The organism is Profundibacter sp. (assembly GCF_056498605.1).
On sequence record NZ_JBSMEZ010000044.1, the window covers coordinates 1 to 20,719 of the forward strand.

At 53.7% G+C, this 20,719-nt stretch carries 18 protein-coding genes and 3 pseudogenes; 15 read left to right on the top strand and 6 right to left on the bottom strand.

Annotated features, from left to right (window positions below; genetic code table 11):
• A partial coding sequence (locus ACWB12_RS04780) for a DDE-type integrase/transposase/recombinase (protein ID WP_479528928.1) occupies positions 1-362 on the top strand: 362 nt, incomplete at its 5' end.
• 21 nt (positions 363-383) lie between these two features.
• Here ACWB12_RS04780 and otnK read toward each other — a convergent pair.
• The 3 genes and pseudogenes from otnK to ACWB12_RS04795 form a co-directional block, all read right to left on the bottom strand.
• Positions 384-1,397 (bottom strand): annotated as a pseudogene (gene otnK / locus ACWB12_RS04785) (3-oxo-tetronate kinase).
• A gap of 14 nt (positions 1,398-1,411) precedes the next feature.
• Entirely contained in the window at positions 1,412-3,199 is a 1,788-nt protein-coding gene (locus tag ACWB12_RS04790; RefSeq protein WP_479528929.1) for an IlvD/Edd family dehydratase, read from the bottom strand.
• Positions 3,200-3,237: 38 nt separating this feature from the next.
• A complete protein-coding gene (locus tag ACWB12_RS04795; protein ID WP_479528930.1) occupies positions 3,238-3,936 on the bottom strand; it encodes a GntR family transcriptional regulator in 699 nt (232 codons plus the stop codon).
• 195 nt (positions 3,937-4,131) lie between these two features.
• Here ACWB12_RS04795 and ACWB12_RS04800 point away from each other — a divergent pair, with 195 nt between their 5' ends.
• The 8 genes from ACWB12_RS04800 (at position 4,132) to denD (ending at position 12,768) form a co-directional block, all read left to right on the top strand.
• The gene (locus ACWB12_RS04800; protein WP_479528931.1) at positions 4,132-5,145 is read left to right on the top strand and encodes a TRAP transporter substrate-binding protein; all 1,014 of its coding nucleotides are present in this window, start codon (positions 4,132-4,134) and stop codon (positions 5,143-5,145) included.
• 231 nt (positions 5,146-5,376) lie between these two features.
• The gene (locus ACWB12_RS04805; protein ID WP_479528932.1) at positions 5,377-6,048 is read left to right on the top strand and encodes a TRAP transporter small permease subunit; all 672 of its coding nucleotides are present in this window, start codon (positions 5,377-5,379) and stop codon (positions 6,046-6,048) included.
• Between the two features lie 4 nt (positions 6,049-6,052).
• Positions 6,053-7,648, top strand: coding sequence for a TRAP transporter large permease (locus ACWB12_RS04810; RefSeq protein ID WP_479528933.1), 1,596 nt, complete (start codon positions 6,053-6,055; stop codon positions 7,646-7,648).
• 37 nt (positions 7,649-7,685) lie between these two features.
• Entirely contained in the window at positions 7,686-8,636 is a 951-nt protein-coding gene (locus ACWB12_RS04815; RefSeq protein WP_479528934.1) for a phytanoyl-CoA dioxygenase family protein, read from the top strand.
• A gap of 8 nt (positions 8,637-8,644) precedes the next feature.
• Complete coding sequence (locus tag ACWB12_RS04820; protein ID WP_479528935.1) at positions 8,645-10,150, top strand: UxaA family hydrolase; 1,506 nt, start codon at positions 8,645-8,647, stop codon at positions 10,148-10,150.
• A 1-nt stretch (position 10,151) separates the two neighbouring features.
• Positions 10,152-11,081: an NAD(P)-dependent oxidoreductase gene (locus tag ACWB12_RS04825; RefSeq protein WP_479528936.1), complete on the top strand. Its 930-nt coding sequence runs from the start codon at positions 10,152-10,154 to the stop codon at positions 11,079-11,081.
• Entirely contained in the window at positions 11,078-11,800 is a 723-nt protein-coding gene (locus ACWB12_RS04830) for an SDR family oxidoreductase (protein ID WP_479528937.1), read from the top strand. Before ACWB12_RS04825 ends, ACWB12_RS04830 begins: the two co-directional genes overlap by 4 nt.
• Positions 11,800-12,768: a D-erythronate dehydrogenase gene (gene denD / locus ACWB12_RS04835; protein WP_479528938.1), complete on the top strand. Its 969-nt coding sequence runs from the start codon at positions 11,800-11,802 to the stop codon at positions 12,766-12,768. Before ACWB12_RS04830 ends, denD begins: the two co-directional genes overlap by 1 nt.
• On the opposite strand, the gene ACWB12_RS04840 is transcribed toward denD, so the two are convergent.
• On the bottom strand, positions 12,741-13,661 hold the full coding sequence (locus tag ACWB12_RS04840) for an NAD(P)-dependent oxidoreductase (RefSeq protein WP_479528939.1): 921 nt from the start codon (positions 13,659-13,661) through the stop codon (positions 12,741-12,743). The two genes, denD and ACWB12_RS04840, sit on opposite strands and share 28 nt — an antisense overlap.
• Before the next feature lie 9 nt (positions 13,662-13,670).
• The gene (locus ACWB12_RS04845) at positions 13,671-14,603 is read right to left on the bottom strand and encodes a 2-hydroxyacid dehydrogenase (RefSeq protein WP_479528940.1); all 933 of its coding nucleotides are present in this window, start codon (positions 14,601-14,603) and stop codon (positions 13,671-13,673) included.
• Positions 14,604-14,808: 205 nt separating this feature from the next.
• Between ACWB12_RS04845 and ACWB12_RS04850 the strand changes: the two are divergent.
• Positions 14,809-14,922 (top strand): annotated as a pseudogene (locus tag ACWB12_RS04850) (IS5 family transposase); the annotation flags it as partial.
• Positions 14,923-15,031: 109 nt separating this feature from the next.
• Here ACWB12_RS04850 and ACWB12_RS04855 read toward each other — a convergent pair.
• On the bottom strand, positions 15,032-16,078 hold the full coding sequence (locus ACWB12_RS04855) for a LacI family DNA-binding transcriptional regulator (protein WP_479528941.1): 1,047 nt from the start codon (positions 16,076-16,078) through the stop codon (positions 15,032-15,034).
• Between the two features lie 363 nt (positions 16,079-16,441).
• On the opposite strand from ACWB12_RS04855, the gene ACWB12_RS04860 reads away from it, so the two are divergent.
• From ACWB12_RS04860 to ACWB12_RS04880, 5 genes and pseudogenes are all read left to right on the top strand, one after another.
• Positions 16,442-17,302, top strand: a complete 861-nt coding sequence (locus ACWB12_RS04860) for a substrate-binding domain-containing protein (RefSeq protein ID WP_479528942.1) — start codon at positions 16,442-16,444, stop codon at positions 17,300-17,302.
• A gap of 107 nt (positions 17,303-17,409) precedes the next feature.
• Positions 17,410-17,964, top strand: coding sequence for an SIS domain-containing protein (locus ACWB12_RS04865; protein WP_479528943.1), 555 nt, complete (start codon positions 17,410-17,412; stop codon positions 17,962-17,964).
• 7 nt (positions 17,965-17,971) lie between these two features.
• Positions 17,972-19,486, top strand: a complete 1,515-nt coding sequence (locus ACWB12_RS04870; RefSeq protein ID WP_479528944.1) for a sugar ABC transporter ATP-binding protein — start codon at positions 17,972-17,974, stop codon at positions 19,484-19,486.
• Positions 19,479-20,468: an ABC transporter permease gene (locus tag ACWB12_RS04875; protein WP_479528945.1), complete on the top strand. Its 990-nt coding sequence runs from the start codon at positions 19,479-19,481 to the stop codon at positions 20,466-20,468. Before ACWB12_RS04870 ends, ACWB12_RS04875 begins: the two co-directional genes overlap by 8 nt.
• Positions 20,465-20,719, top strand: a pseudogene (locus ACWB12_RS04880) (hypothetical protein); the annotation flags it as partial. The gene ACWB12_RS04875 and the pseudogene ACWB12_RS04880, both read left to right, overlap by 4 nt.

Sequence of the window (20,719 nt, forward strand, 5' to 3'; positions counted from 1 at the left end):
CTGCCAAGCGGTTCATGCGCAAATTGATGAAGCAATACGGCGTACCAAGGGTGATGATCACTGACAAATTGCGCTCATACGGGGCTGCAAAACGTGATCTGGCTCCTGGGCTAGAACATCGCAGCCACAAAGGTTTGAACAATTGCGCTGAGGTTTCGCATAAGCCAACCCGCCGTAGAGAACGCGTTATGGGTCGGTTCAAATCACCCCGACATGCCCAACATTTTCTATCCGCACACGATCAAATCAATGTTCTTTTCCGACCCCGCCGCCACCGATTAACTGCTATTTCTTACCGTCATGCCAGATCAGATGCCTTTGCGATCTGGACCGACATTACGCGCGAAATCGCGGCAGGGTAGATCTGTCCGTTTGAGGAAAACTCAAACTAGGCCAACAACTTGACGATACCCTTCGATCATGCTGGCAATTACATCGCGGCCATACTGATCCTGTGCCCGTACCACAGTTTTAGGATCAGCCGAAGAATACACCAAGGGCGCTTCATCCAAATGCGCCAACAACCATGTGGCAACGGTTTTCGCAGTTGTTGCGCCGTCAATCACGCCATCGGCAGTAATCTCTAACGCGGGGTGGTTTTGTGCGTAATGCTGCACCTGCGCACGGGTTGCCGTTGAACAGGAACCCGACAGAATAACACCAGCGCCCGTCTGGCCACACCAGTTGTTTTCTGCACCCGTTAGCCGGAAATTTTCGGGCAGCCCCAAGGCCACGCCCGATCCGCCCGTAATCAGGCGAAGCCCCGCCGCGGCTTTGCCGATCTGGTACAAGTCATCGTCGCGAATGGCGTCGACCACGATCAGCGACGGGGTGGTGATATTATCAAGAGCGTTGCGGATTTTATCTGCGCCCTCCATCACAGTCGTGGTCGGGATATGGGCGATTTGGCGCGTGGATTGCGGGGCGAGCCAGCGGCGAAGATCAGCATCGGTCATCGGGGTTAGCGGGTGGTTTTCCATACCGGATTCATTCAACAACCGGTCATTCACAAACAAATGCCCCTGATAAACGGACCGCCCTGTTGCAGGAAAGGCAGGGCAGATAATCACCCTGTTTTCGCCCAGCCTGTCGGCAAGGGCATCGGGGACGGGGCCAATATTTCCGGTTTGTGTGCTATCGAAGGTCGAGCAATATTTGAAAAATATCTGCTGGCAACCCTGTTCCAGCAACCACTCCAGCGCGGCCAAAGAGTGCGCAACGGCCTCATCCGGCGGGATGGTACGGGACTTGTGGGCCACCACGCCCGCCTCCACGCTTTTATCCGCATCGCCAGATGGAACCCCGCTATATTACGTGACCCGCATGCCGCCTTTGGTCAAGGTATTGGCAAGGTCTGACGAGCCGGTGAAATCATCGCCTATACATCCCAGTAGCATATTCCAAATAGCCTCTAGTGGTTATCACGCGGCAGATCGCGTTTGATTTTTTGATACGAGGTTGCAAGCTCTAGGCACCCGCCCTCGGCCAGTTGCCCTACATTGGCGCGATAAATTTCCTGCCACGGTGTTTGGTGATGCAGGTCAGGCGGGGTCCAGTTTGCCCGCCGTTCGGCCCATTCTGCCTCGTCCACCAGCGCATTCAATGTGCGGGCGTTCAGGTCAAGCCGCACCATGTCGCCTGTGTTCAACAGGGCCAATCCCCCGCCGACCACCGATTCAGGCGAGGCATTCAGGATTGAGGGGCTTTCCGAGGTGCCGGACTGGCGACCATCCCCGACCGTTGGCAGATGCGTCACGTCCGCCTTGAGCAGGGCGTCTGGTGGCTGCATGTTCACAACCTCGGCGGAGCCCGGATAGCCGACACAACCAACGCCGCGAATGAACAGTATGCTGTTCTCGTCTATTTCAAGCGATGGGTCGTTCAGGGTGGCATGATAATGCTCCGGCCCCTCAAATACGATGGCGCGGGCCTGCATTATGTTTTCGGAACCCGGTTTGCTAAGGAACCGAGCGCGGAATTCATCCGATATAACGCTGGTTTTCATCAGGGCCGAGTCAAACAGGTTTCCATTCAGCACCAGAAAGCCCGCGCTTTTGCGCAAGGGGTTGGCGACGGTGGCAATGACATCGTGGTTTACACTGCGCACCCCGGTCAGGGTTTCGCCCATCGGTTTTCCCGAAACGGTCATTACATCTTCGTGCAGCAGCCCCGCCTCTTGCAGCTCGCCCATCACCGCAGGCACGCCGCCTGCGCGGAAATAGCTTTCGCCCAGATATTTGCCCGCAGGCTGCATATTCACCAACAATGGCAGCTCAAACCCGTATTCCTGCCAATCGCGGATATTCAGCTCTACCCCGACGTGGCGGGCGATGGCTTGCAGGTGCGGCGGTGCGTTGGTGGAGCCGCCAATCGCGGTGTTGACCCGAATGGCGTTCTCGAACGCTTTACGGGTCATAATTTGCGAAGGGCACAGGTCTTCATGAACCATCCCCACGATCCGCTTGCCGGTTTCATAGGCCATCGCCATACGCTCGCGAAAGGGGGCAGGGATTGCGGCGCACCCAGGCAAGCTCATTCCCAGTGCCTCGGCTAATGAATTCATCGTGCTGGCGGTGCCCATCGTGTTGCAATGCCCAAGCGATGGGGCCGAGGCGCAGACGCGGGACATGAATTCATCGTAATCTATCACACCTTCGGCCAGCAGGCGGCGGCCCTCCCAAACGACCATGCCGGACCCGGCCAATTCGCCCTTCCACCACCCATCCAGCATCGGGCCACCGGACAGAGCGATTGCTGGCAAATCCACAGTTGCCGCCCCCATCAGCATTGCCGGCGTGGTTTTATCGCAGCCCGTGGTCAGCACGACGCCGTCAATCGGGTAACCGTGCAAAACCTCGACAAGGCTGAGATAGGCAAGGTTTCTGTCAAGCGCTGCCGTTGGCCGTTTGCCGGTTTCCTGAATTGGATGCACCGGAAATTCCATTGGAATACCGCCGCCATCGCGGATGCCCGCCTTGATCCTGTCCATCAGGAAAACATGGATTTTATTGCACGGCGCCAGATCAGAACCGGTTTGGGCCACGCCAATAACTGGGCGCCCCGATTGCAGTTCGTCACGGGTATATTCCTGATTTTGATAGCGCTCGATATATAGGGCGGTCATGGCAGGATTGTTGGGGTTGTCAAACCATTCCTGCGAGCGGAATTTCCGGTTGGCCCGTGTTGATTTTTCGTCCATGTCCATTCTCCACACATCTTATTCGGCGGTGTTGCCTTTTATGATTGGTTCTGTTCTTCGGCAAAAATACTTGAAATATTTTTGATCGCAGTTCGCAGGTGTTCCTCTAACGCACTGGATGTTTTTTCTTTGTCGTGCATCCTCAATCCTTCGACAATTGCGCCATGTTCACCCAAGGTAAGGGAACGCTTTTTCACCCGTCGGCGTGACGACATAAACCGCGCCCGCCATAGTCGTGAATTGTATTGCCTATGGGTTTTGATCAACGGTTTATTCTTGGTGGCTGCGACAATTGCCTCATGAAAGGCCATGTCGGTCGTGAAAAAATCTATCGACTCGGCGTCCCCGGCAGTGGCCACCATTTTCTGGTGCATTTCCTCTATGGTCGCTAGCTCGTCAGGAGTGATTTTTTCGCAGGCACATTCCCCCGCCAAAGCCTCTAGCGCGCTTTGAACCAGCAGCAATTGTATCAGGTCATCCGGCGTCGGGTTCGCCACGATCGGACTGCGGGCGGGGGCCATCAATATCAGCCCTTCACCTTCGAGAATCACCAAGGCTTCGCGCAGGGGTGTTCGGCTAACCCCGAGCGCCATCGCAGTCTCGCGTTCGGGAATGTTGCTGCCGGGTGCCATCTGGCCCAACAGTATTTGTTTTCTTAGAACATCGGCTATTTGGGCGCCCAACCGTTTGCGCGAAAGCGTCGGGATTTCCTGTAGTTCATTAGCGCTTTTTGCCATTTTTCTGCCCATCGCAAGAGATTCTACTACTCCAATCCGTTTACACATTTCTGTCAGGAATGGCGATCTATTATTTGGTATACCTAATAATCTTGCTATGAATTTGCATCTGCTATACTGATTTACCTCATGACTAAAACGACACCCCGGGGAACGGGGGCGGCTTATTAACCAACAGTTCAAATGGAGGAACAAATGAAATTCAAAACATTTATGGCCACAACGGCAGCTGCTGCCTTTATGGTCAGTAGCGCATTCGCTGCCGAAATTAATCTGCGCATTCAAACGCACCACGCACCGGAAACTGTTTCGGGTCAGTCCATCCAGAAATTTGTCGATGATGTGACCGCCATGGCTGGTGGCCGTGTCGAGATCGAATTGTTCTGGTCATCCTCTGTTGTGGCGTCCGTGGAAACATTTGACGCTGCCTCGACTGGCATTCTGGACGGCGATTTTACCGGCGGCGGATACCAAACAGGTAAGAACCCCGCGTTCCAGTTTATTGGAGACCCGATGGGTGGTTATGACACGCCTTGGCAGCTGTATTCATTCCTTTACAACGGTGGGGGCCTAGAGGCCGCGAACGAACTGTATCATTCCTATAATATGCATCTTGTAAGCTGGGGAATTCCCGGTCAGGAATCTTTCGCCTCGGGCAAACCATTGACAAATCTGGCTGACCTGAAAGACTGGAAATTCCGTTCTCCTCCTGGTCTTGAGACAGAGATTTTCGCCGAATTGGGCGCATCGCCAATTGTGATGGATTTCACCGAGATTTTCACAGCGCTTGAAACAGGAATTATTGATGGTGCGGATGCGTCGTCGCTTGCGAACAACGTCGGGCTTGGCCTCTATGACATCGTGAAACACGCAACATACCCGGGCTTCCATTCTATGCCTGCTGACCACATTTCGTTTAACCTTGATGTCTGGAACGGGCTGCCCGCTGACATTCAGCGTATTATCGAAGTTGCAGGGCAGGCAATGTCGCTTGATCTTTCGCTCAACACCGAACTGGCCAACAACGAAGCAAAAGTAATGCTTCAGGCGCAAGGTGTTACCCTGCATGACTGGTCACCCGAAGACCGCGCAGAATTCCGCGCTGGTGCACAGCGTGCATGGGATGGCTGGGCCGCAAAAACACCCGAAGCCGCTGCTTTGGTTGAAGCACACCGCGTGTTCCTGCGCCGGATGGGTATGATTGAATAACCCAATTCTGTATTTAACATCCCGCGGTGAGCCTCTCGGGGCTCACCGCAATGATCTAAAAACGAAATTCTGGGTTTAGGGGCGAATATGCCGGGGACTGATACAAGCATTTGGCTGGGGCAGAAAGCTCGGTCAATCGTTCGCAAGGCGATGTGGGCCAGTATTGCTGTATTTATTGCGCTATCGGCATGGGTTGTCATTGGGCAGATGACCATTGGATTGGGTATCGAATTGCGCACAATCCTGCACCCGTCCACCAATATTTCCGTTCTATTGATGTTGATTGCCGGAAGTGTCGCGCTTCTGGCTTCGGCGATCTATTTTTCAGATTTCAGGGGTGCAATCGAACCAAAGCCCGAAGGGTTCTTTGACGTCTTTAGCCTGATTTGGGCGCGCATTACCATGATTGCCGTGGTCTTTGTTGTCTGCGTCATGCTGTACGAGGTCATCCTGCGCTACATTTTTAACAAGCCGACCCTGTGGGCAAATGAACTGTCGCTTTGGCTTGCCGGGTTTATCTTTTTGTTCGCGGGGCTATACGCCATGCAGCAACGCAGCCACATCCGGATTTACGTGATCTACGACATGTTTCCGCGATGGTTGCAAAAGGCGTCGGATACATTGTCCGTCGTTCTTTTATGGGTCTTTACGATCTCCCTTATTTGGGGGGGGTACGGCGAGGCCAAGGCCAAATTCTTTCGTTGGGAAACTTTTGGGACCGCATGGGATCCACCGCTTCCGGCAACGATTAAGCCGGCCATTTTAATTGTCATCTTGCTGGTTGCCATTCAGGCGCTTTCAAACCTGATTGCAGACTGGAACAAACTGCCAGAATCACACACCCCTATGGACGATATCGACGAATCCGAAATCGAGCATATTCGTCAAAGCATTAAGGACTAACGCAATGGTCGATATCGGAACCCTTTCAATTCTGCTGCTATTGGGATTGTTTTTCCTGCTGGCCATCGGTATGCCGCTTGGCTTTGCTTCGGCTACTCTTGCGGTTGGTGTGTTGGTTCTCAAATTTGGACCAGACATCACATTTGGTCACTTCGGGCGCGGGCCGTTGGGCGTGATGGGGCAGGCGATTTATCGACAATTAACCAACTATGTGCTCATATCAGTGCCGTTATTCATATTTATGGCCTCGCTACTGGAACGAACCGGCATCGCCAAAGATATGTATACATCCCTTAATGCATGGCTCTCCAGAACCCGTGGCGGTATTGCGATCGTGACTTCGATCATGGCTGTTATCATGGCGGCAATGTCTGGTATTATTGGCGGCGAAGTGGTGCTGTTGGGCCTGATTGCCTTGCCGCAAATGTTGCGGCTTGGATATAACCAGAACCTCGCAATCGGCACGATCTGCGCCAGTGGGTCACTGGGTACGATGATCCCACCGTCAATTGTGCTGATTTTTTACGGGCTCATTACTGAAACCTCGATAAAGGCGTTGTTTACTGCCTCGTTCTTGCCAGGCTTTATTCTGGCATCCATGTTCATCATCTACATCATCGTGCGCACACGGTTGCACCCCGAGGACGCCCCTCTGCCGGAGCCTGATCCCAACGACCCTTCGGGCGGGGAAAAGTCGATATTGTTCTCGGCGTTTCTGTCTATTCTGACGGTGGGGATCAGTGCCGCCCTTTTTATGCGGGCGCTGTTCTTTACTCTCACCGGTGCCAATATAGTTCTTGAGGGGGTAGAGCCGATCCCGCTGGGAATGACCTCGCATCTTTTGCCACTGGCGGGCGTGTTTGCCGCCGCCGCTCTAATGATCATCTTCGTATTCAAACGCGACCGCACCACGTTAGCGTGGCAGATGGGCAAAGGGCTGGTGGCCCCGATCCTGGTCATCGGCGTGGTCCTTGGATCAATCTACGGCGGCATTACCGGCATCACCGAGGCGGCGGGCATGGGCGTGATTACCGTGTTCATCATTTCAGTTCTGCGCCGCGAGATGACATTTGACATCGTCTGGGATTCATTGATACGCACCCTGCGCTCCACCGGCACGATCATCTGGGTGACGCTTGGCGCCGCCTCGCTCGCCGCCGCTTATACGCTGGCGGGTGGCCCGACATTCATTGCCAACATGATCGTCGGGGCCGAGCTGCCAACGATGGGTATCATACTGGTGATGATGCTGATTTTCCTGATCATGGGAATGTTCATGGACTGGGTTGGCATCGTGCTGCTGATAATGCCGGTGTTCCTACCAATTGTGCAAAAACTGCCGGTCGAGGAACTGGGCTTTATCGGAACGCTGGAGCCCAAACACGTCGCCATCTGGTTCGGCGTGGTTTTCACCATGAATATGCAGGTCAGTTTTTTGTCGCCCCCGTTTGGGCCCGCAGCATTCTATCTGAAATCTGTCGCCCCGGCGCATATTTCACTGACTGATATTTTCCGCGGCTTCCTGCCGTTTATCGCGATCCAGCTCGTCGCCTTGATCTTGCTTTTGCTATGGCCAAATCTTGTAACCGTTTTCCTCTGAGCCGTATGTTTAGGGGCCAAACACGTTAGGAAAGAAAATGCTGTCTCAAGACCAAATCCGCTTTTTCGAGGAGGAAGGATACCTCGATATTGAAAACGTGATCGACCAGAAGACAGTACTGGATCCGGTGCGCCAAGAATACGCAGCGCTTATGGATCGTTTGTATGCAGGGTGGCATAGCGAGGGAAAAGTGCCATCACCCGATGGCATGGATTTTGACGACAAATTTCTAACAGCATACCGTGCGGGCTGTGACTGGTTTCAACCCATGGACATTTCGCTGCCCGCAAATGAAATCAAAACTGATACACCGTTCCATTTTGGCCCAGCGGTGTTCAATCTGCTGACCACCCCGAATTTGTTGGATATTGTACAATGTCTAATCGGGCCCGAGATCACCTCGAACCCTATTCAACATGTTCGGATCAAGCCGCCTGCCAATGATTTGCACAGTGATGAAAACCGTGGACATATAACCAAAACAGACTGGCATCAGGATCAGGGTGTCACTCATGAATCTGCGGATAAAACCGAACTAATCACGGTGTGGATCGCGGTATCTGATGCAACCAGGGAAAACGGCTGCTTGCAGGTGCAACCGCGTGGTCATACCAAAGGCTTGATACCGCATTGCAATAAAACCCAAGTGGGTATTCCAGATGTGTTGATCGACAAAGATAACGCAAAAGCATTGCCGGTTAACAGCGGCGGGATTATTATTTTTCACCCGCTGGTTCCGCACGGTTCGCGCGTAAATCACACAGACGGGTTTCGCTGGTCATTCGATATCCGCTATAATGTGACGGGCCAGCCCACGGGCCGCGCACATTTTCCCGCCTTTGTTGCCCGTAGCAAACGCAAGCCAGAAAGCGTTTTATCCGACCCTGCAAGATGGCTGCAATTGTGGGAAGATACGCGCGCAGAACTTGCAGCCAACAATCATGTCTCGTTATACCGATGGGACAATTCCGCCCCTTATTGCGCATGAGTATACTTATGAAACAAATTGTCCGTCTTGATCCTGCCGATAACGTGGTTACCGCCATTGCACCGCTTTCCGAAGGAACGGATTGCGAAGGAATTTACATTCGCCATAACATCCCGCGCGGCCATAAGATTGCGACGCAGGCGATTAAAAGCGGGGAACCCGTGCTTAAATACGCGCAGATCATCGGATATGCGAGTGAGGACATTGCGGCAGGCGATCATGTGCATACGCATAATCTGGCGTTTCGTAATGTCGATCAAGACTACGAATTCGGCACTGACCTGCGAGCTGTTGATCCGGCAAAAATCCGCGACACGTTCATGGGGTATAAGCGTGAAAATGGCAGGGCGGGAACCCGCAATTACATCGCCGTTATAACATCGGTGAATTGCTCGGCCACAGCCGCCCGCATGATTGCCGCGCATTTCACGCCCGACCTTATGGCGGCTTTTCCGAATGTTGATGGCGTGGTGGCCTTTGCCCATGGCACAGGTTGCGGCATGGCGGGGGATGGTGACGGGTTCGAGGCGTTGCAGCGGGTGATGTGGGGGTATGCGCGCCACCCGAATGTGGCGGGGGTTCTGATGGTGGGCCTTGGCTGCGAGATGATGCAGATTGACTGGCTGCTAGAAGCATACGGCATCACCCAGGGCCCGCTGTTTCAGGCGATGAACATTCAGGATGTCGCGGGGTTTCGCAAAACCGTTGATCTGGGGATCGACAAGGTGACGGCGATGCTGCCGCTTGCAAATCAGGCAACCCGCACGCCTTGTCCTGCCTCGGATTTGATGGTGGCGCTGCAATGTGGCGGCTCGGACGCGTGGTCCGGTATCACCGCCAATCCGGCGCTCGGATATGCTTGTGACTTGCTGACGGCGCAAGGCGGCACTGGCGTTTTGGCTGAAACCCCTGAAATTTACGGCGCTGAACATTTGCTGACCCGCCGCGCCGCAACGCCCGAAGTTGGTGAAAAACTGATTGGTTTGATTGATTGGTGGGAGGATTACACCGCCCGCAACAAGGGCTCGATGGATAACAACCCGTCGCCCGGCAACAAAAAGGGCGGGCTAACAACCATTCTGGAAAAATCGCTGGGCGCTGCGGCCAAGGGCGGCACCACCCCGCTGAACGGTGTTTATAAATACGCCGAACCAGTCACCGCACACGGCTTCATTTTCATGGACAGCCCCGGTTATGATCCGGCCTCGGTGACGGGGCAGATTGCCAGCGGATGCACGATCGTCACCTTTACAACGGGGCGTGGATCGGCGTTTGGCTCAAAGCCGGCGCCGACCATCAAGATTGCCACAAACACCCAGATGTATGACCGGATGAGCGATGACATGGACCTGAATGCGGGAGTGATCCTGAGTGATGGCGAAACTGTAGAAACCGTTGGGCGCGAAATATACCGGATGATTTTGGATGTTGCATCGGGTGCATCGTCAAAATCAGAGGCGCAAGGCCTTGGGGATTCCGAATTCGTGCCATGGCAAATCGGTGCTGTAATGTAGGGTGCGGGCGAGCCCGAACAAAAGAGAGGATGCTAAAATGACAAAACCAAACATCGGCTTTATAGGGTTGGGCCTTATGGGGTCTGCGATGGTTAATCGTATGATGGACCTTGGCTATCCAATGAATGTCATCGCCAACATTAGCCGGATCAATGTGGATGCCGCCGTTGCGCGTGGGGCCACCGAATACACCACCACCCGTGAACTTGCTGACGCCAGCGATGTTATCATGCTGTGCGTTGACACCTCGGCCTCGGTCGAGGGGCGCATATACGGGGATGATGGCATTTTGGCCGGTGTGAAATCCGGTGCGATGGTGATTGATTTTGGAACATCCTTGCCCGGATCCACCAAAAAGATCGCGGTCGATATGGTCAAACAGGGCGCGGCGTACATGGACGCGCCGCTGGGCCGCACACCCGCGTTTGCACTTGAGGGCAAGTTGAACATCATGGCCGCTGGCAGCGATACCGATTTCAAACGAGCAAAACCGATCTTTGATGATCTGGGTGAAAACGTCTTTCACGTTGGCCCCCTAGGTGTGGGCCATACGCTTAAATTGATCAACAACTTCTTTGCCATGACAACCGCCACTGCCATGTCCGAAGCCTTTGCCATGGCCGACCTTGCAGGCCTGCCGCGCCAACAGCTTTTTGATGTGATGGCTGCGGGGCCGCTAAAGTCGGGAATGATGGAGTTTATCAAGGCAAACGCGGTTGACGGTATCCCTGATATGTTGGCGTTCACTATTGCGAATGCGCACAAAGACGTCGGGTACTATTCCCGGATGACGGATGATTTCGGGGTGCCAAGCCAGATGGCACCGGGGGCCTTGAATGCTCTGGAGCGTGCAAAAGAATCCGGTTGGGGCGACCGTATGGTGCCCGAGATGGTGAACTATTTTGAAGAGCAATTCGGAGCGAAAAAATGAGACTAAAAGGCAAAAAAGCTTTTGTAACTGCGGCGGCCCAAGGCATTGGGCGTGCCACTGCCGAGGCGTTCGTTCGAGAAGGAGCCGAGGTTTTGGCCACCGATATTAACGGAGAGCTTCTGGCCACACTGACCGGATGCGAAACCATGGTGCTGGATGCAACAGACGCGGCGGCGGTCACGGCGGCAATTGATAAATTCCAGCCCGAAGTTTTGTTCAACTGCGCCGGATTTGTGCATAATGGCACCATTCTGGAGGCGACCGAAGACGAGATGGATTTTGCCTTTAACCTGAATGTTAAATCCATGTTCCACACCATCCGCGCCGCATTACCGAGTATGCGGGAGCGCAAAAAAGGCTCGATCATCAACATGTCATCTGCCGCATCCTCTATTATCGGCGCACCCAGCCGGGTGGTTTACGGGATGAGCAAAGCGGCGGTGATTGGCCTGACAAAAGCCGTTGCCAAGGATCATGTGGCGCAAGGTATCCGTTGTAATTGCATTTGCCCCGGCACCGTCGAAAGCCCATCCCTGCATGACCGCCTGCATGCCACTGGCGACTTTGACAAGGCAATGGCGGATTTTGTTGCCCGCCAGCCGATGGGCCGCCTTGCAACCACTGATGAAATCGCGTTTCTGGCCGTATATCTGGCCTCGGATGAAAGCGGGTTCACCACGGGGCATCCCCATATTATCGATGGGGGGTGGTCGCTCTGATGCGGATATTAATTACAGGTGGCGGTGGGTTTATTGGCCAGAAACTGGCCAAACGATTGTGTGAAACCGGCAGCATCAACGGGCAGGAAATTACCGGCATAACTCTTGCAGACATTCAGGAACCTGCTGAATTTGCCACCGGTATTCCGGTGCATCGTGTCGTTGCCGATATAAGTGTTGCCGCAGAAGTCGGCGCCCTGTTTGCAGACAAACCTGACATCATCTACCATCTTGCCGCTGTCGTGTCTGGCGCTGCCGAGGCCGATCTGGATTTAGGTATGCGGGTCAATCTGGGCGGCACGATGAACATCCTTGAGGCGGCTCGGAAGCAAGGTCAATCCGGCACCCCGCCAATGGTGATCTATGCCTCATCCGTTGCCGTGCATGGCGGCGAGGGCCCCGATACGGTGATCGACGGGGTCGAGTTGAACCCGCAATCATCCTACGGCACCCAAAAAGCAATCGGTGAATTGCTGTTACAGGATTTTTCCCGCAAAGGGTTGATTGACGGGCGAGGCTTGCGCCTGCCGACTGTCACAATCCGCCCGGGCAAACCGAATGCGGCGGCATCCTCGTTTATGTCGTCGATCTTTCGCGACACATTGCAGGGCGACACGTCTAACTGCCCCGTTTCGCGTGATTTTCCGGTGTGGCACACCGCGCCAAAAACCGTTGTTGAAAACCTGATCCATGCCGCCACAGTTCCGGCCAAGGATTTCGGCTATAACCGCAACATAAACCTGCCCGGCCGCACTGATACAATCGGCGAAATGATTGACGCGATGACGGCGGTTGCCGGACCGGACGCCGCAGGCCGTATCACTTGGGACACCGACAGCACAATTGAAAAGATTGTAATGGGATGGCGCGGGCGTTTTGCGCCGGACAAGGGGTTGGCGCTCGGATTTGCAGTCGATGCATCCTTTGAAGACAGCGTGCGCTATTTTCTAGCGGATGATACCGCCTGATCTTTGATCTGCCCCAACCGATGACCGGGACTTTGGGCCTCAAGCCAGCAAAGATAGGCGGAATGATCGTTTCGACCCATATCCATATCATGCGTCAGATCATAAAACGCAGCGCGGGCCTGTTCGGTTAGCGGCAATCTAAGTCCTGCCGACTTGGCCACATCCAGCGCGTTGTCCAGATCTTTCAACTGTAATTCCAGCGGCCCGCCGGGCACCCAGTTTCGCGCCAGCATCCGTTCGCCATGCAATTCCAGAATCCGCGATGTAGCGAACCCGCCCATCAATGCCTTGCGCACGGCGGCTGGATCGCACCCGCCTTCCTGGGCCAGCAATAACGCCTCGGCCACCGCCCCGATCGAGACAGCAACAATCACCTGATTGGCCAGTTTGGCAACCTGACCCGCGCCGTGAATGCCGACATGCGTACCACAGCCCATAGCGGCAAAAACCGGCGCAACCTTTTGATAATTCTCGGCGTCACCTCCGGCCATAATGGCAAGTGTGGCGTCAATCGCGCCCCGTTCGCCACCCGAAACGGGTGCATCCAGATACTGTTTTCCATGTCGTGTAATTTCGACCGCATGATCACGCGCCAAACTGGGCTGGATCGAGGACATATCGACAAAGATCGCATCAGGTTTTGCGGCCGAAACCGCTCCTGATTTCCCAAACAGAACATCGGTTACAACCTCGCCATTCTTTAGCATGGTGATGATAATATCCGCGTCTGACACGGCTTCGCTTACCACGCTAAAAACCTCGGCAACATCCTCCAAGGCGCGGGCTTTTGCCATTGAACGGTTCCACACCCGAACGGAAAACCCCGCGCGCGCGATATTACGCGCCATCGGTGCCCCCATTATTCCGGTCCCCAATAAGGCTATTGTTTTCATATCCAATCCTTACACAACTGGCGTAAACACGGGCATTCCGTTTTGATGTGCCAGCAAATTGCGGACAACCAGATCACCCATCGCCCAGCGGGTTTTTTCTGTGGCGCTGCCCTGATGCGGGGATAGGACCACATTGGGCATTGCCCAAAGTGCATCCGACATTTTGGGTTCTTGCTCAAAAACGTCCAATGCTGCGCCGCCTAATTCGCCGGCCTCCAACAACTCGATCATCGCCGCTTCGTCGATCAATGACCCGCGACCAAGGTTCACTACGGCTCCGTTTGGGCCCAGTGCTTTCAATACCGCGCGATTGACCAGCTTGGTGGTCGATACCCCGCCCGGAACCACGACTATCAGCCAATCCACATCACGCGCCATCTCTTCCAGATTATCGTAATAGGGGAATGGCTCAAACCGCTGTTGAGTCCGGCCATGATAAACCACCTGCATTTTGAAGGCCTGTGCACGACGCGCTATTTCTTTCCCAATCCGTCCAAGCCCCAGAATACCGATGGTCGCGCCGGTCAACTCGCCGGTTAGAGGGTACCCGCCCGCGAGCCATTTACCGTCTCGCACAAACCGGTCAGCATCAACGATACGTCGGCAAAGCGACAGCATCATCCCCAGCGCCAACTCTGCAACCGCATCGCTTAGTACATCGGGCGTGTTTGTCACGCGGATGCTGCGGTCTTTGGCGGCTTGCAGGTCTATTGCATCGGTTCCAACTCCGTAGCAGGATATGATTTCCAGCTGTGGTAAGGCATCCATGACTTCGGCAGAACACCCATCATGACCGTTGGTCGCCAGGAATCGTGCAGTTGAACTTTGAGCAAGAAAACCCACCTTATCATCCGCTTCCCAATACCGTTGGATCGCAAAGTTTTCCTCTAACGCGGCCATGACGCTGGGTTGCATCTGGTTTATCAGCACGAGATCGTCCATATTATTGCGTCCTTTTGGGATGTCCGGATACGTTCCTAGAGAGCCTAGCATAGTGAGCAAAATTTCGTAGTATTAGTTACATATGTTTGCACGTGATTTGCGTCATTATGTCAGTGATCCAGCAGCGGGTATAATCAGCGCAGCCGCATTGAAACGCAGCCTCTCATGGTTTGCAGGGCAAACCACTGCCGGTCAATGAATTGAGCGTTGGAAGGCCGTCATAGGGCCGAAATTGAAAACGTGGTGTTTTAGAAACCAGCAAACGGAGACCCAAATCAGTGTCGCTATTCTCAACAAAATGACCAAGCTCGTCAGACCCGTGTTCGAGAAAGTCGCATACCCTGATTCACGGGTAAGAGCCCCTTGCGACAAATGTCTGATCCGTGCAACAACGCTTAAAATAAGGCAACAGCGCCGTTTATGTTTGCTTAACCAAGTTCAGAAAAGCGGCCGGAAAAAATTGTTCTAGGTGGGATCAAGTCCGGCTCTATCTCAACCAAAACTGGCGCCGCAGTCCCAACTTCGATCAATTCATAGGCTTTGGAGATCAACCTGTCTGAATTTTGTCGAATCATATGCACTGGAAATTGTAGGAACGCGCCAAACGGATCGTAATCGTAACAGCCGATTACACTATGTTCGAATGCAGATGGTGGAAGCGTCACAAAGAATTTCAGGGCACCTTCAAATGCAGTCAGGGAGTTCATGAATAATCCGGATGGAAGTCCGCCGAGGCGCTCACTTAAGGCTGCAATCTCGCGGTAACTTTGTCCCGGTGCGTAACCGCAAGCAATAATTTGGTCATCATCAATAGCCCCGGTATCCTCAAGAACTGTCTTGCGAAATGCTTCGATGCGGCGCGAGGTTGCATAGTCACCAGCCTCTCCCCCAATAAAATAGGGGCGACCGCGCTTGGGATTTTCATGGTGAGGCATAGTATCCAGAATTTTCTGAATTAGCATCTTGGCCCCTAGAAAGTTATCACTAACCACTGAAGGTGCCCGTTCACCCGGAAGATCGATATAAACATGGGGAATATTCGCTGCGATGCATATTTCGCTGATTGCTTCGGGGTTTGATGCGCCGGCAATGAAAAGGGAATCGACGGCATAGGAGGCCAATGTTTCAACCGTCCTGATCTCTTCTTCTGGGTCCCGCAAGGTGCTGGCAATTACTGGGCACCCGCCACGCTCGCGGACATGGGCTTCAAAACTTTGGCTCATTGAGGAAAAGAAGCGGTTGTCATGAACTGGTAAAATCATACCGACAAGCCCAGATTTCGCCTTGCGTAACCCGCGGGCCTGTAAGTTAGCTGTATATCCGTGTTCCAGAGCAATTTTTTGAATTTTTTTTGCCGTCAGTTCACTGATTCGGCGCGCCTTCCATGTGCCATTTAGCGCTGCACTAACGGTCGACGGGGATGCACCGCTTAACTGAGCGATATCATATATTGTAGGTTTTTGCTTTTGTTTCATCACGTTCACAGGCCTTCCGCATTCTAGTAACACGATTTATCTTGACTAGTTTCGGATTCTTTGTTGCGATGTGCAATATCGATTGTGCAGATTTTCTAAAATTTCGGGAATCTGTTGAACTACAACGTAATCCCGGCACCAAGCTTGGTGGGCCGAAATTAGTAAATAACGAAAGAACAATCGATTGTGCAATTCATCCCCCTTATTGGGCGGATATATTTCTGGGAGGAAAGTATGAGAAAATTTACTGCAGTTCTAACAGGTGCAGCGCTCGCTGTTTCGGTTGCTTTTGGCGCAATGGCGCAAGACAAGCCGACAATGGGCATTGTGGTGAAAATTGGGGGCATCCCCTAGTTTAACGCAATGGAAACCGGCATTCACGAAAAAGGGGCTGAGTTGGGCATTGATGCAACAATGATTGGCCCTACCAGCGCTGACCCGGCCCTTCAGGTGCGTGCGATTGAAGATTTGATCGCCAAGGGCGTTGATATCATTGGTGTGGTGCCAAATGACGAGGCGGCATTAGAACCGGTTCTGGAAAAAGCGCGCGCAGCAGGTATTAAGGTCATCGCCCACGAAGGGCCCGGCCTGATAAACGTGGATTGGGATTTTGAGTTGGCTTCGGCCAAAGGATTTGGCGAGAGCCACGCCGAATTGCTGGCGCAGAAAATGGGTGGCAAAGGTGAATACGCGATGTTTGTGGGGTCATTAACTGTTCCGCTGCACAATGCGTGGGCTGACCATGCCAACGCCTATATCGCTGGAAAGTACCCCGATATGAAACTGATTGGCGAGCGTTACGGCGTTGCTGAGAGCGTGGACGACAGCCGCAAAACCGCGCTTGACTTGATGGCAGCAAACCCCGGCCTTAAAGGTTTTCTTGCCTTTGGTAGCCAAGGACCAATTGGCGCTGGTCGTGCGATTGAAGAGCGCCGGATGGTTGGCAAAGTTTATGTACTTGGACCGTTTTCACCTGGTCAGGGTCGCAAACTTGTCAAAAGTGGTGCGATCTCAGGTGGTTTCATGTGGAACCCTGCCGAGGCGGGCCGCGTTTTTGTCACCATGGGCAAGCTGCTGATGGATGGCACGGAAATCACTGATGGAACGGATATTCCGGGCCTTGGTGTTGTACATCCCGATATGGAAGGTCACGACATCATCACTGATAACCTGATCGCAATCAACGCCGAGACAGTTGATGAACTGGCTGATCTTGGGCTGTAGTTTTCGACAAGGGCCGCTGCGATGCGGCCCCTTTTTTCATAATTGACAGACTGTATTATCACAGTTTGGGTTACACCTGACCCATAGGTGCACGCAGGAATTTACTTATGGTTTCGCTATACAAATCAGCCCTAGACGAGCTTGCCTATGTGTTTGACCGTCTGAATGATACCGATGTTGACACCGCAAACGAAATGATAGCCAAAGCAAATAAAATCGTCGTATTTGCGGGTGGTCGCGAAAAACTCCAGATCATGGGTTTTGCCATGCGACTGTATCACATGGGATTAAAGGTGGCCGTCGAGGGGGATATGAATACTCCGCCCGTCGGCAAGGGTGATCTGTTCATCGTGACCATCGGGCCGGGCGAAATTTCAACCGGACTGGCGCTATTGAATGTAGCTAAAGAGGCGGGGGCGAGCGTTCTGTTCATCACGGCCCAACCGCAAGGTCGCGGTGCTGATTATGCCGATTTCGTTCTGCATCTTCCGGCCCAGACAATGGCCGATGATCAGGGTCAGGCGAAAACCTCGGTTCTGCCGATGGGGTCGCTTTATGAAGGGGCGTTGTTCATTCTGTTCGAGGTGATGATCTTGAAGTTGATCGACCGCCTTGGCATCACATCCGAAGCCATGCGCGCCAACCATACGAATATGGAATAAGCGGGTAATGGTCCCTGATACTCAATACACCGACGCCATTCCGGCGATTTCCTTTAATCACGTCACAAAGATTTTCGGCGGCGTGACTGCACTGGATGATGTGTCGTTCGAGGTTATGCTGGGCGAAGTGCATTGTCTGGCAGGGGAAAACGGCTGCGGCAAAAGCACTCTGATCAAGATCATTACTGGCGTTTACACCCCCGAGGCGGGTGTAGAGATGAAGTTTTACGGGGAGCCGGCCCAGCACATTACCCCGAATGAGGCTCGGCATCATGGTATCGCGGTGATCTGGCAGGATTTGGCGCTATTTCCGGAAATGACCGTGGCCGAGAACATCGCCTTTGAAACCTTGCTGGGCAATCGCCCGCGTTTGATCCGCTATGGGAGCGTGCGCAGCAAGGCGGCCGCGGCACTTGCTTCGCTTGGGGTCGATATTGATCTGGAGGCCCGGCTAAACACCTTGCCGATTGCACAACGCCAGATCGTAGCGATCGCCCGTGCATTGGTCAGTGATGCACAGCTGATCTTTATGGATGAGCCCACGGCATCCCTAACACAGTCCGAAACCAACAGCCTACTTGATGTGGTGCGCACTTTGTCAGCGCGCGGCGTGGCGGTGGTGTTTGTTAGTCATCGCCTAGCCGAGGTGCTGGAGATTGCCACCCGCGTTACCGTGCTCAAGGATGGTAAACTGGTGGGAGTTTATCCAGCCGAAGGCATGACCCAGTCGCATTTAACCGAACTGATGACTGGCATGACCTTTGATACCGATGTGGCGGCGCAGGATAAATCTGCGGCTGATCCGGTGCTTGAGGTCCAAGGGCTAAGCCGCGCAGGGGAATACAGCGATATCAACCTGACCATTCGCGAGGGCGAAGTTCTGGGTCTGACGGGGTTGATCGGGGCAGGGCGATCAGAATTGGGGCATACATTATTTGGCATGACGCGCGCCGATAGTGGCAGCATTCGGCTGATGGATCAGGCGCTGGATTTGCGTTCAAACCGCGCGGCAGTTGCGGCTGGCATCGCCTATGTTTCCGAGGACCGGCTGGCGCTGGGACTGGTGCAAGCGCAATCTATTGCCGATAATCTAGTGTTGCCGATCTTGCCTCGTATTTCTAGCAATAATGGCCTCATTTCGCCCCAGAAGAAAGCCACGGTTGTACAGCACTGGCTAGAGAAACTGGCGGTCAAAATCGGCCACCCAACAGATGCGGTGTCCACCCTGTCAGGTGGCAATCAGCAACGGGTGGTCTTGGCCAAATGGCTGGCCACCGATCCAAAGATTCTGATCCTGGACAGCCCCACCGTGGGCGTTGATGTGGGCGCACGCGCAGGCATCTTCCGTATCGTGCGTGAATTGGCCGAACAGGGGTTGGCGATTTTGATGATTTCGGATGAAGTCCCCGAGGTATACTTTAACGCCGACCGCGTGCTGCATATGGCCGGAGGGCAGATCGTCGGAGAATATGACCCGCGTAACATTGCTCTGAGTGAATTGGAGCATGCCGTTTATGGTTAGATTTTTGCGCGCATATCCGACCGAGGCGCGATTGCTTGTCGTGCTGTTTGCCATCTGCCTTTACCTATCGCTGGCGACTGACAGCTTTCTGACACTGGTTAATTTGACTTCGCTACTGAACAACAGCGCGGTTAATCTAATCTGGGCGGTTGGTCTGTTGGTTGTTTTGATCGCAGGGGGCATCGACATCTCTTTTGCTGTGGCGGCATCGGTGGTGCAATACGTTGCGGTTTTCGTGTTCGAGGCTATCGGTGGTGGCAACTGGGCTATCGGATTTCTGGTAGCGGGACTGTTGGGAATCGGGCTGGGGTTTATCAACGCTATCCTGATCCACTATTTTCGCATCATTTCGATCATGGTCACGATTGCTACTTTCAACGCGTTCTTTGGCTTATTGATGTTCATCACATCGGGGCGGTATCTGTATAACCTGCCTGATTGGTGGACCTCGCGCATTTTAATATTCGAGCATCAAACCGCCAGCGGCACATGGGCTGAACTGACTTTGCCAGTCGCGGTGATGTTCGGGGCGGTGGCCGCCACTTGGTTGTTGATAAACCGCACCACCACGGGACGGCAATTGTTTGCTTTTGGCGACAATCCTGAAGGTGCGCGACGGGTTGGCATCAATATTGCCCTGATGCAGTTAGTCGCCTTTGGCTGGATGGGGATGATGGCGGGGATTGGCGGGTTGATGCAGGTCAATATCGTGCAGGAAGTGGTGCCAAACGCCCTAATCGGGCGCGAATTGGATGTACTGGCAGCGGTGGTGCTGGGCGGCGCACGACTGGGCGGCGGCCGCGGATCAGTGCTGGGTAGTTTTCTGGGGGTGCTGCTGGTGGCAATTACGCAGAACGGATTAAACCTGCTGGGTGTATCGCCTTTTGCCTTCAAAATGGTGGTTGGCGCGATTATCCTGATGGCCATATCAATGTCGAATATCAGTTTCACCAAACGACCTGTTGTAGGGGCCAGATTATGAGCCGGATTATCACCCGCCTAAGCGCGTCTTATGGTTGCGATGTTTTGGGCTTGCTGGGTTTCCTGTTTGTCGTCTTGATTGGCTTCAGCATGTCCACTCCGCAATTCCTTTCGCTGGCCAATTTCAATTCTATTGCCTTCCAGCTGCCGGTTCTAGGGTTGCTGACACTGGCAATGTTGCCACCAATTCTGTCGGGCGGATTGAACTTGGCAATAGTCTTCACGGCCAACATATCGGGTCTGACGTTGGCA

Coding starts and splice junctions, on each gene's coding strand:
- ACWB12_RS04790 (WP_479528929.1), bottom strand. CDS start 3,199: ATGGACGAAAAATCAACACGGGCCAACCGGAAATTCCGCTCGCAGGAA.
- ACWB12_RS04840 (WP_479528939.1), bottom strand. CDS start 13,661: ATGAAAACAATAGCCTTATTGGGGACCGGAATAATGGGGGCACCGATG.
- denD (WP_479528938.1), top strand. CDS start 11,800: ATGCGGATATTAATTACAGGTGGCGGTGGGTTTATTGGCCAGAAACTG.
- ACWB12_RS04870 (WP_479528944.1), top strand. CDS start 17,972: ATGGTCCCTGATACTCAATACACCGACGCCATTCCGGCGATTTCCTTT.
- ACWB12_RS04800 (WP_479528931.1), top strand. CDS start 4,132: ATGAAATTCAAAACATTTATGGCCACAACGGCAGCTGCTGCCTTTATG.
- ACWB12_RS04795 (WP_479528930.1), bottom strand. CDS start 3,936: ATGGCAAAAAGCGCTAATGAACTACAGGAAATCCCGACGCTTTCGCGC.
- ACWB12_RS04810 (WP_479528933.1), top strand. CDS start 6,053: ATGGTCGATATCGGAACCCTTTCAATTCTGCTGCTATTGGGATTGTTT.
- ACWB12_RS04815 (WP_479528934.1), top strand. CDS start 7,686: ATGCTGTCTCAAGACCAAATCCGCTTTTTCGAGGAGGAAGGATACCTC.
- ACWB12_RS04865 (WP_479528943.1), top strand. CDS start 17,410: ATGGTTTCGCTATACAAATCAGCCCTAGACGAGCTTGCCTATGTGTTT.
- ACWB12_RS04845 (WP_479528940.1), bottom strand. CDS start 14,603: ATGGACGATCTCGTGCTGATAAACCAGATGCAACCCAGCGTCATGGCC.
- ACWB12_RS04855 (WP_479528941.1), bottom strand. CDS start 16,078: ATGAAACAAAAGCAAAAACCTACAATATATGATATCGCTCAGTTAAGC.
- ACWB12_RS04820 (WP_479528935.1), top strand. CDS start 8,645: ATGAAACAAATTGTCCGTCTTGATCCTGCCGATAACGTGGTTACCGCC.
- ACWB12_RS04860 (WP_479528942.1), top strand. CDS start 16,442: ATGGAAACCGGCATTCACGAAAAAGGGGCTGAGTTGGGCATTGATGCA.
- ACWB12_RS04875 (WP_479528945.1), top strand. CDS start 19,479: ATGGTTAGATTTTTGCGCGCATATCCGACCGAGGCGCGATTGCTTGTC.
- ACWB12_RS04830 (WP_479528937.1), top strand. CDS start 11,078: ATGAGACTAAAAGGCAAAAAAGCTTTTGTAACTGCGGCGGCCCAAGGC.